This is a genomic window from Streptomyces sp. NRRL WC-3549 (assembly GCF_000721935.1).
Taxonomy (GTDB): domain Bacteria; phylum Actinomycetota; class Actinomycetes; order Streptomycetales; family Streptomycetaceae; genus Streptomyces.
This window is the reverse complement of the sequence record NZ_KL585393.1, coordinates 49635-59032: the sequence shown is the minus strand read 5'-3', so window position 1 is coordinate 59032 and position 9398 is coordinate 49635. Positions and strand designations below refer to the sequence as shown.

Annotated in this window: 10 protein-coding genes and 1 pseudogene; 5 read left to right on the top strand and 6 right to left on the bottom strand. The window is 72.6% G+C overall.

Features of this window, described 5'->3' with window-relative positions; all coding sequences use genetic code 11:
- From IH13_RS0110130 to IH13_RS0110110, 5 genes are all read right to left on the bottom strand, one after another.
- Positions 1-1047: HD-GYP domain-containing protein (locus IH13_RS0110130; RefSeq protein ID WP_031083048.1), on the bottom strand; the 1047-nt coding region annotated here is incomplete at its 3' end.
- A gap of 164 nt (positions 1048-1211) precedes the next feature.
- Positions 1212-1532 (bottom strand): mycothiol system anti-sigma-R factor, encoded by a 321-nt coding sequence (gene rsrA / locus IH13_RS0110125; protein ID WP_031083046.1) that lies wholly within the window; start codon positions 1530-1532, stop codon positions 1212-1214.
- Complete coding sequence (locus IH13_RS0110120; RefSeq protein WP_031083045.1) at positions 1529-2185, bottom strand: sigma-70 family RNA polymerase sigma factor; 657 nt, start codon at positions 2183-2185, stop codon at positions 1529-1531. Before IH13_RS0110120 ends, rsrA begins: the two co-directional genes overlap by 4 nt.
- A gap of 301 nt (positions 2186-2486) precedes the next feature.
- On the bottom strand, positions 2487-3137 hold the full coding sequence (locus IH13_RS0110115) for an alpha/beta hydrolase family protein (RefSeq protein WP_031083043.1): 651 nt from the start codon (positions 3135-3137) through the stop codon (positions 2487-2489).
- A 17-nt stretch (positions 3138-3154) separates the two neighbouring features.
- Positions 3155-3970, bottom strand: a complete 816-nt coding sequence (locus IH13_RS0110110; RefSeq protein ID WP_031083041.1) for an SOS response-associated peptidase — start codon at positions 3968-3970, stop codon at positions 3155-3157.
- An 88-nt stretch (positions 3971-4058) separates the two neighbouring features.
- Here IH13_RS0110110 and IH13_RS0110105 point away from each other — a divergent pair, with 88 nt between their 5' ends.
- From IH13_RS0110105 to IH13_RS0110090, 4 genes and pseudogenes are all read left to right on the top strand, one after another.
- On the top strand, positions 4059-4772 hold the full coding sequence (locus IH13_RS0110105; protein ID WP_031083039.1) for a M50 family metallopeptidase: 714 nt from the start codon (positions 4059-4061) through the stop codon (positions 4770-4772).
- 112 nt (positions 4773-4884) lie between these two features.
- Positions 4885-6254: pseudogene (gene aroA, locus IH13_RS37145) on the top strand (3-phosphoshikimate 1-carboxyvinyltransferase).
- Positions 6255-6258: 4 nt separating this feature from the next.
- Entirely contained in the window at positions 6259-7275 is a 1017-nt protein-coding gene (gene rsgA / locus IH13_RS0110095; RefSeq protein ID WP_031083037.1) for a ribosome small subunit-dependent GTPase A, read from the top strand.
- Positions 7276-7383: 108 nt separating this feature from the next.
- The gene (locus tag IH13_RS0110090) at positions 7384-7707 is read left to right on the top strand and encodes a DMT family transporter (RefSeq protein ID WP_031083036.1); all 324 of its coding nucleotides are present in this window, start codon (positions 7384-7386) and stop codon (positions 7705-7707) included.
- An 88-nt stretch (positions 7708-7795) separates the two neighbouring features.
- Here the strand turns inward: IH13_RS0110090 and IH13_RS40665 are convergent, their stop codons facing one another.
- A complete protein-coding gene (locus tag IH13_RS40665) occupies positions 7796-8356 on the bottom strand; it encodes a TetR/AcrR family transcriptional regulator (RefSeq protein ID WP_234433262.1) in 561 nt (186 codons plus the stop codon).
- 124 nt (positions 8357-8480) lie between these two features.
- On the opposite strand from IH13_RS40665, the gene hisN reads away from it, so the two are divergent.
- Positions 8481-9281, top strand: coding sequence for a histidinol-phosphatase (gene hisN, locus IH13_RS0110080; RefSeq protein ID WP_031083034.1), 801 nt, complete (start codon positions 8481-8483; stop codon positions 9279-9281).
- Positions 9282-9398 lie beyond the last annotated feature (117 nt).

Below are 9398 nucleotides of genomic sequence, written 5' to 3'. Positions count from 1 at the left end.
CCGTTCGTGGTGGTGCAGGATCGCGGCGCGCGCCTCGTCCAGGAAGCCGATGCCCCGGACGATCTCGTGGCCGTACTCCGGGTGCAGCTCGATGATCCGGCGCTCCTCGGGGGTGAGGGGGCCGTCCTTGCGCAGGACCCGGGTGGGCACCCCGAGCTTGCCGACGTCGTGCAGGATGCCGGCGAACCGGAGTGCCTCCATCCGCCGTTCGGCCATGCCGAGTTCACGGGCGATCAGCTCGGAGGCGCGGCCCACCCGCTCGCTGTGCCCCCGGGTGTACCCGTCCTTGATGTCGACGGCCTGGACGAGGGCCCGGATGGTGGCCCGGTGCGCGGCGTGCTGCCGGTGGTACTGGGCGAAGACCCAGCAGGAGATGTACATCGGCAGGAGCACGACCAGCGCCGACACCGGCCCGTACGGGCTGCGCCACAGCACGGCCATCATCAGCCCGGCGAGGGCGTGGACCAGGTGCGGCCCCACCGAGGCGTGGAGCCCCCGCCAGGCGTGCCGGGGCGGGACCCGCTCGGCGGTGGCCAGGATCCCGCCGTCCAGGGCGGCCAGGACGGTGCTGAAGACGAGCGCGGTGGCGCAGGCGGGCAGCAGGGCGTACGGCAGGCCGGGCGCCGCCCGCCCCCCGGGGCCGCCGAGACTGGCCGGGCCCTCCAGAAGCGCGTACGCCCACGAGGCGGACCCCATGGCGAGTGCGAGCTGGGCGGCCCGCCACACACGCCGGGCCGCGACCGGCGGCTGCTCGACCCGCCCGGCCAGTGACCCGGGTATGGAGACCAGGGCGGCGGCCGCGGGGGGCAGCAGGAAGACGGCCGCGAGCAGCAGCGGGAAGAAGGACCCGGCCCCGGCCGGGCGGGAGCCACCGGAGAAGGGGAAGAAGCGGGCGGGAAGTTCGCAGGCCAGGCAGAGTGCGGCGAGGAGGGCCAGCGTGCCCCAAGGGGTGTCCGCCCCGGGGGTGAGGGCGGGCAGCGCGCAGAGTCCGGCGCCCGTGGACGCGCCCAGGATGTAGAGGCGCGCCGCCCCCGGTGTGCTCCGCACCCGCACCGATCGCCCCCAGCCTGGTCAATGAAGGCGCCAGGCTAGCGAGTTGGGGGTCGCACAGGGCCTCAACGGGCCGGATTAGCACCTTCGGGTGACACGGTGGGACACCTCACGCGGGCTGTCGGCCGACGGCCCCGGGGCGTCCGGCCACCCGGGGCATGTCACTCGGCGGTGGCGGCCGGCCTGTCGGCGTCGCTCACGGCCACGTCCTGTTCGGGGACGGTCTCGCCCGCGCGGATCAGTTCGATCCGGCCCATCACCTTGGAGCGCAGGTCGCTCGGGACGTCGTCCTGACCGCAGCAGCGCTTCACGAGCTTCTTGACCGCCTGCTCCAGGCCGTACTTCTCCAGGCACGGGGAGCATTCCTCGAAATGCACCTCGAACTTGGTGCAGTCGCCCTCGGGCATCTCATGGTCGAGAAACTCGTAGAGATGGTCGAGGACCTCTGAGCAATCCGTCTCGTGCGGCTCTCCGCAGCTCATGAGGCCGAGCCTTTCCTGTCGTCCGACTCACCGGCACCGGCCGGGACGAGTCCGCGCTCGCGCGCGTAGTCCTCCAGCATGCCGCGCAGCTGGCGGCGGCCACGGTGCAGCCGGGACATCACCGTACCGATGGGTGTCCCCATGATGTCCGCGATCTCCTTGTAGGCAAAGCCCTCGACATCGGCGAGATAGACGGCGATGCGGAACTCTTCGGGGATCGACTGCAGGGCGGACTTCACGTCGGAGTCGGGCAGGTGGTCGAGCGCCTGGGACTCCGCCGAGCGCAGACCGGTCGACATGTGCGACTCGGCGCGCGCCAGCTGCCAGTCCTCGATCTCCTCGGCGGCGCTCCGCTGAGGCTCGCGCTGCTTCTTGCGGTACGAGTTGATGAAGGTGTTCGTGAGGATGCGGTACATCCACGCCTTGAGGTTCGTGCCCTCACGGAACTGGTGGAAGGAGCCGTAGGCCTTGGCGTACGTCTCCTGGACCAGGTCCTCGGCGTCCGCGGGGTTGCGCGTCATGCGCAGCGCGGCCGAGTACATCTGGTCGAGATATCCCAGGGCGTCCCGCTCGAAGCGCGCGTTGCGCTCGGCGGTCGTCTCCTTCGCGCGGCCGTCGTCGGTCCCTGTGTCGGTCCCAGTGACCGGACCCACCTCCTCCAACGAAGTGGCGGAGCCGAAACCGGACCCGCTCGCATCGGAGAATAGTCGACCTTGCTCCCGCGCGGGCTGTCGATCGGCTCCGGCCGCGGCGCGCCCGGGAGCGGTCCTCGCCGCATGCAGCACCGTCCACTCCAGATCAGCGGTGTTCGAGCGGCGCGGGCAGATGGTCGAACCCATGCGACGGACTCCCTCTTCCACGTACGACTTGTTGTACCGACATCTGTCACAACAGCCGTCCCGCACGCCGCATTCCCGGGTCCCGGCGGCCCGCGGGGTGAGGTGGGCTCCGCCCCTACGGCAGCCCGTCCAGCCAGTCGCCGACCGCGCCGGTCAGGACGTCCAGGGCCTGATCCCGGGTCAGCGGTGCCTTCTTGGGTACGGCGAAACCGTGGTCGCCGTAGGGCACCTCGACGAGCCGGTGCTCCCCCGGCGGGAACTCGGCGGGCCGCCCGAAGGGGTCGCGGCCGCCCTGGACGACGAGGGTGCGCACCCCGGTGGCGAGGAGTTCGTCCGCCCGCGACTTCTCCGGCCGGCCCGGCGGGTGCAGCGGAAAGCTCAGCGCGAGCACCGCGTGGGCGCCGAGTCCGGCGGCCGTGCGGCAGGCCACCCGGGCGCCCGCGCTGCGTCCGCCCGCGACGACCGGCAGACCCGGGGCGCTCAGCGCGGGCCACAGCCCCCGCCAACCGGTGTCCAGCGTCCGGGGCGCGGGGGCGACCTTCTTCCCCGCCACCCGCCAGGGCTGCTCCACCAGCGCGACGCTCACCCCCCGCTCGGGCAGCACGGCGGCCAGTGCCCGCAGGTCCGGGGCCTCGATGCCGCCGCCCGCCCCGTGGCCGACGGCGAGCACGAGCCGGGCACCGCGTGCGGGCAGCCAGGTGATCCTGGCCACTCCTGCCCCGGTCTCGACGGTCTCGGTCCCGCTTCCGGTCTCTGTAGCGCTCACGGAGCCATCCTGCCCGGTCAGAAGAGCGTGCTGAGCTCAGGCGCGGCCAGTTCCTCCAGGAGTTGCGGGCCGTTGTTCCGGACGTTGCTGACGGCGGTGCCGACGGGGTAGGCCCGCATCAGCCCGCCGGGCGGCGGCTCCAGCAGCGCCCGGAGCTCCTCCACGTCGGTGTGCGAGGGATCCAGCCAGTCGTCCCAGCGGTCCGGCGGCAGCATCAGCGGCATCCGGGGGTGGATGTCCGCGAGCGTGGACGGCCCCTCGCCGGGGGCCACGGCGAGCGGGGAGGTCTCCGCCTCGGTGGTGATCACCGAGCAGGTCACCCACCAGGCCCGCGGGTGGTCCTCGGGCAGGGCGCGGTCGCGCCAGAACTCGTAGAGCCCGGCCATCGCGAAGACGGAACCGTCGGCGGGTGCCACGAAGTAGGGCTGCTTGCGCGGGCGCTTCCGCTTCCCCTTCTCCTCCAGCTGCCGCTCGTCGGCGCCGGTCATCCACTCGTAGTAGCCGTCGGCGGGCAGGATGCACCGCCGCGACGCGAAGGGGCGGCGGAACGACGGCTTCTCGTGGACGGTCTCCGCCCGGGCGTTGATCATGCGGGCCGCGCCCTCCGGCGACTTCGACCAGGAAGGGACCAGCCCCCATTTCAGTGCGCGCAGCTGGCGAACCGGACGCCGGTCGTCCGCGTCTTTCGGAGGACGTTCCAGGATCGCGTAGACCTCCTTGGTCGGAGCCACGTTCCAGTCGGGCTCCAAGGTCTCCGCCGGTTCCCACTTCTCGACCCCGAAGATCCCGGCCAGGTCCTCCGGCCGCCGACTGGCCGCATACCGTCCGCACATAAGTGCCAGACTGCCACGATCCGCGAGCAGAGCGGATGCCGTTGCCTCACGTACCCAGCCTCACGTACCTCTAGGAGCCGCCCGCATCATGGACAGCACCGAACTGGGCGATCTGTGGGATCGCGTCTTCGGCACCCAGCCCGCGCCGGAGCAGTGGCTGGTGGTCGTGACGGCCACCGCCGCGCTCGTCGCCGTCGTGCCGAACCTCACATGGCGGCTCTCCCGCAACGCGATCACCATCGCCCACGAGGGCGGCCACGGACTGGTGGCCCTGCTGACCGGGCGGCAGCTCTCCGGGATCCGGCTCCACTCGGACACCAGCGGGCTGACCGTGAGCCGGGGCAAGCCGTCCGGTACCGGCATGATCCTCACCGCGGCGGCGGGCTACACGGCGCCCCCGCTGCTCGGGCTGGGCGGCGCCTGGCTGCTGGCCGACGGCCGGATCACGCTGCTGCTGTGGCTGGCCACCGCGCTGCTCGCGGTGATGCTGGTGATGATCCGCAATCTCTACGGGGCGCTGACGGTCATCCTCACGGGTACCACCTTCCTGCTGGTGTCCTGGCTCACCTCGCCCGACGTCCAGTCGGCGTTCGCGTACACCGCGGTCTGGTTCCTGCTGCTGGGCGGGGTGCGCCCCGGCTTCGAGCTCCAGTCCAAGCGCCGCCACGGCGGTGCGCCGGACTCCGACGCCGACCAGCTCGCCCGGCTGACGCACGCCCCGGCCGCGATGTGGCTGTTCCTCTTCCACGCGGTGTCGCTGTGCTCGCTGATCGGTGGCGGGCGCTGGCTGCTCGGGCTGTGAGGGCCCCGGGGCCCCGCTCGGCGTCCCGGCCTGGGCCACTCTTGCGTTACGACCGGATTTCGCCCTATTTGTTGAGGCTCGGGCTTCGCGGTGAGCCACTAAAGTGAGGGGCATGACCGAGAGTTCCGTGCACCCCGCCCTCTGGCCCGCCCCCCATGCGACCGGGGCCGTCGACGCGACCGTCACCGTGCCCGGATCGAAGTCGGTCACCAACCGCGCCCTGGTCCTCGCCGCGCTGTCCTCGGAGCCCGGCTGGCTGCGCCGGCCGCTGCGTTCCCGGGACACCCTGCTGATGGCCGAGGCCCTGCGTACGATGGGCGTGGGCATCGAGGAGGGCGTGGGCCCGGACGGCTCGGGCGAGGCCTGGCGGGTCATCCCGGCCGGACTGCACGGCCCGGCCTCCGTCGACGTCGGCAACGCGGGCACCGTCATGCGCTTCCTGCCCCCGGTGGCCTGCCTCGCGGACGGCCCCGTCCACTTCGACGGCGACCCCCGCTCCTACGAGCGCCCCCTGCACGGCGTGATCGACGCGCTGCGGGCGCTGGGGGCCCGGATCGACGACGACGGCCGCGGCGCCCTGCCCCTGACCGTGCACGGCGCGGGCGCGCTGGACGGCGGCCGGGTGGCGGTCGACGCCTCCTCGTCCTCCCAGTTCGTCTCCGCCCTCCTCCTCTCGGGCCCCCGCTTCAACCTGGGCGTGGAGGTACGCCACACCGGCTCGGCCCTGCCGTCGATGCCGCACATCCGGATGACCGTCGACATGCTGCGGGCCGCCGGCGCCCAGGTCGACGAGCCGGAGACGGGCGGTGAGCCGAACGTCTGGCGGGTCTCGCCCTCGGCCCTGCTCGGCCGCGACCTCACCGTGGAGCCCGACCTCTCCAACGCACAGCCGTTCCTGGCCGCCGCACTGGTCACCGGCGGCCGGGTCACGGTCCCCGACGGACCACCCAGCCGGGTGACGCGCTCCGGGAGATCTTCACCGCGATGGGCGGCACCTGTGAGCTGACCGAACACGGTCTCACCTTCACGGGCTCGGGCCGTATCCACGGCATCGACGTCGACCTCGGCGAGGTCGGCGAGCTGACCCCGGGCATCGCGGCGCTGGCCGCCCTCGCCGACTCCCCCTCGACCCTGACCGGCGTCGCCCACCTGCGGCTGCACGAGACGGACCGGCTGGCCGCGCTCACCAAGGAGATCAACGGCCTGGGCGGTGACGTCACGGAGACGGCCGACGGCCTGGTGATCCGGCCCCGCCCGCTGCAGGGCGGTCCCTTCCACACGTACGACGACCACCGGATGGCGACGGCGGCCGCGGTCATCGGCCTCGCCGTTCCGGGGGTCGAGGTGGAGAACGTGGGGACGACCGCGAAGACGCTCCCGGACTTCCCCGGCCTGTGGACCGGCATGCTCGGCTCCGACCCGGACACGGTGGGGGTCTCCCCCGGCGCGCTCGGGACGCCCGCGGAGAGGCCCGGGGCCTGATCCGATGCGCCGCTACGGGAAGAACCCCGACGAGGACGACATCCGCGTCCGCCCCAACCCCAAGGGCAACCGGCCCCGCACCCACACCCGCCCCAAGCACGAGGACGCCCAGGACGGCATGGTGCTCACGGTCGACCGGGGCCGGCTCACCTGCCTCGTCGACGGCCGCACCGTGGTGGCGATGAAGGCCCGTGAGCTGGGCCGCAAGGCGGCGGTGGTGGGCGACAAGGTCTCCCTGGTCGGCGACCTCTCCGGCGACAAGGACACCCTGGCCCGCATCGTGCGCATCGGCCGCCGCACGTCGGTGCTGCGGCGCACGGCGGACGACGACGACCCCTACGAGCGGGTGGTCGTCGCCAACGCCGACCAGTTGGCCGTCGTCACCGCGCTCGCCGACCCGGAACCGCGCCCCCGCATGATCGACCGCTGCCTGGTGGCGGCGTACGACGGCGGCCTCACCCCGCTCCTCGTCCTGACCAAGTCCGATCTGGCCTCCCCGGACAAGCTCCTGGAGGCGTACACACCGCTGGGTGTCCCCTACGTCGTCACCAGCCGCGAGGAACTGGAGAACGGTGACGCGGCCGAGGGGGTGCGCGAACTGCTGGACGGCAAGGTGACCGCCTTCGTCGGGCACTCCGGGGTGGGCAAGACCACCTTGGTCAACGCCCTGGTGGCCGAGGACAGGCGGCGTACGACCGGCCTGGTGAACGCCGTCACCGGGCGGGGCCGGCACACCACCACCTCCGCGCTCGCCCTGCCGCTGGGAGACGGTCACGGATGGGTGGTCGACACCCCGGGCGTACGGTCGTTCGGACTGCACCACGTCGACCCGTCCCGGGTCATCAACGCCTTCCCGGACCTGCAGCCCGGCGCGGAGAACTGCCCGCGCGGCTGCACCCACGACAGCCGTGAGACGGAGTGCGCCCTGGACGCCTGGGTGGCCGAGGGGCACGCGGACCCCGCCCGGCTCGACTCGCTGCGCCGTCTGCTGGCGACCCGGGAGCGACGCGAGGGCGACTGACGGCGGGACCGCACGGGACCGACTCGCGCACATGCGCGAGTTACCGGGGTCGGTCAGGGCATAATCGCCGAGCGGGACGAAGGTCACCTAGCTGGGAGGCACCTGACGATGGCGTGGTTGCTGGTCGTGGTCGCCGGACTGCTGGAGACCGGTTTCGCGGTGTGCCTGAAGCTGTCGCACGGCTTCACCCGCCTCTGGCCGACGATCGCGTTCTGCGCGTTCGCCCTGGGCAGTTTCGGTCTGCTGACGCTGTCGCTCAAGAAGCTCGACGTCGGGCCCGCGTACGCGGTGTGGACCGGCATCGGGGCGGCGGGGACGGCGATCTACGGCATGGTCTTCCTGAACGACGTGGTCTCCACGCTCAAGCTGGTGTCGATCTCCCTGGTGATCCTCGGTGTGATCGGCCTCCAGCTGTCCGGGTCCTCGCACTGACGCTCCACCCGTTCCTTCTCGCCGGGACCCGCCCCGCGCGGTCCGGCGCCGCCGGACCGCTCAGCACGCGGGATGGCGTGACAGCGCCTCACGGATCAGCCGCACGGCGTCCGATCCGACCGGGGAGGGAGCGGTGACCGGCGGCACCACGGCGTAGGAGAGACCGATCCGGAGCGCGATCTCGCACACGGACTCCAGGCGGGCGTCGGCCCCGGGGGGACAGCCGTCCCTCAGGACGGCAACCGCCCGGTCCCGTGCCAGCACCAGCAGCCCGGAGGGGGTCGGCAGCGCCCAGGGCGACACCCGACGGCCGGTCCGGGGGACGGCGGCTGTCTCTTATACACATAGAGCAGGCCTTGACCAAGGCGTCCCCGCGCGCCGCCCGGACCGTCCACAGGGCGAGCTCCACCGGCCCCTGACCGGTGAGCGCATGCGTGGCGAGCGCCTCCTCGACCCCGGCCAGATAGCCGTCGGCGGCCCGCCCGATCAGGGAGCGGCCCAGGCCGTCCTTGCTCCCGAACTCGTTGTACAGGGTCTGCCGGGAGACGCCCGCCCCTGCCGCGACCTCCCGCATCCGCAGCTCGGGCCACGGCCGCGCGGCGAGCGCGGTGTCCGCGGTGTCCAGCAGTGCTTCTCGCGCCGTGGGCATGACCGCCTCCCGCGCCGGGGCCCTCGGTTCAGAGTTGACGCCCCGTCGGACGCTGTCAAGGGTGCGCCCCTCCGCATTCCGGGCCCGTGTAGCCCGCAGGGGTGCCGGTCGATACTGTGACGCCATGCCCGATTACCACGATGATCTGCGCCTGGCCCACGTGCTGGCGGACGCCGCCGACGCGGCGACGATGGACCGGTTCAAGGCTCTGGATCTCAAGGTCGAGACCAAGCCGGACATGACACCGGTGAGCGAGGCGGACAAACACGCCGAGGAGCTCATCCGCGGGCATCTCCACCGGGCCAGGCCGCGCGACGCGATCCTGGGCGAGGAGTACGGCATCGAGGGCTCCGGGCCCCGGCGCTGGGTGGTCGACCCGATCGACGGCACCAAGAACTACGTCCGGGGGGTCCCCGTCTGGGCGACCCTCATCTCGCTGATGGAGGCGGGTGAGGACGGTTTCCAGCCGGTGGTCGGCGTGGTCTCCGCACCGGCACTGAGCCGCCGCTGGTGGGCGGCGAAGGGCGCGGGCGCCTTCTCCGGCCGGAGCCTCACCTCCGCGACCCGGCTCCAGGTGTCGAAGGTGGAGCGCATCGCGGACTCCTCGTTCGCCTACTCCTCGCTGACCGGCTGGGAGGAGCAGGGCCGGCTCGACGGCTTCCTGGACCTGACGCGCGCCTGCTGGCGCACCCGGGGGTACGGGGACTTCTGGCCGTACATGATGGTCGCCGAGGGCTCGGTGGACATCTGCGCCGAGCCCGAGCTCTCGCTCTGGGACATGGCGGCGAACGCGATCATCGTCCAGGAGGCGGGAGGCCGGTTCACCGGCCTCGACGGCGTCCCGGGCCCGGGTGGCGGGAACGCGGCCGCGTCCAACGGTCTGCTCCACCGCGAGCTGCTGGGGTATCTCAACCAACGCTACTGAGCGCGCACGCCCCCCGGACGGTCCGCACGCCCCCCTCGCGGGTCACGCGCCCCTTGTACCGGCCCGACGACGGTGTCACCCTGAAAGGCCCCCACTTGTGAACTTGTGAACCGGCTC

What these genes read in the sequence shown, in the direction of transcription:
- rsgA (WP_031083037.1), top strand. Translation starts at nt 6,259, where the DNA reads ATGCGCCGCTACGGGAAGAACCCCGACGAGGACGACATCCGCGTCCGC.
- IH13_RS0110105 (WP_031083039.1), top strand. Translation starts at nt 4,059, where the DNA reads ATGGACAGCACCGAACTGGGCGATCTGTGGGATCGCGTCTTCGGCACC.
- IH13_RS40665 (WP_234433262.1), bottom strand. Translation starts at nt 8,356, where the DNA reads ATGCCCACGGCGCGAGAAGCACTGCTGGACACCGCGGACACCGCGCTC.
- IH13_RS0110110 (WP_031083041.1), bottom strand. Translation starts at nt 3,970, where the DNA reads ATGTGCGGACGGTATGCGGCCAGTCGGCGGCCGGAGGACCTGGCCGGG.
- rsrA (WP_031083046.1), bottom strand. Translation starts at nt 1,532, where the DNA reads ATGAGCTGCGGAGAGCCGCACGAGACGGATTGCTCAGAGGTCCTCGAC.
- IH13_RS0110090 (WP_031083036.1), top strand. Translation starts at nt 7,384, where the DNA reads ATGGCGTGGTTGCTGGTCGTGGTCGCCGGACTGCTGGAGACCGGTTTC.
- hisN (WP_031083034.1), top strand. Translation starts at nt 8,481, where the DNA reads ATGCCCGATTACCACGATGATCTGCGCCTGGCCCACGTGCTGGCGGAC.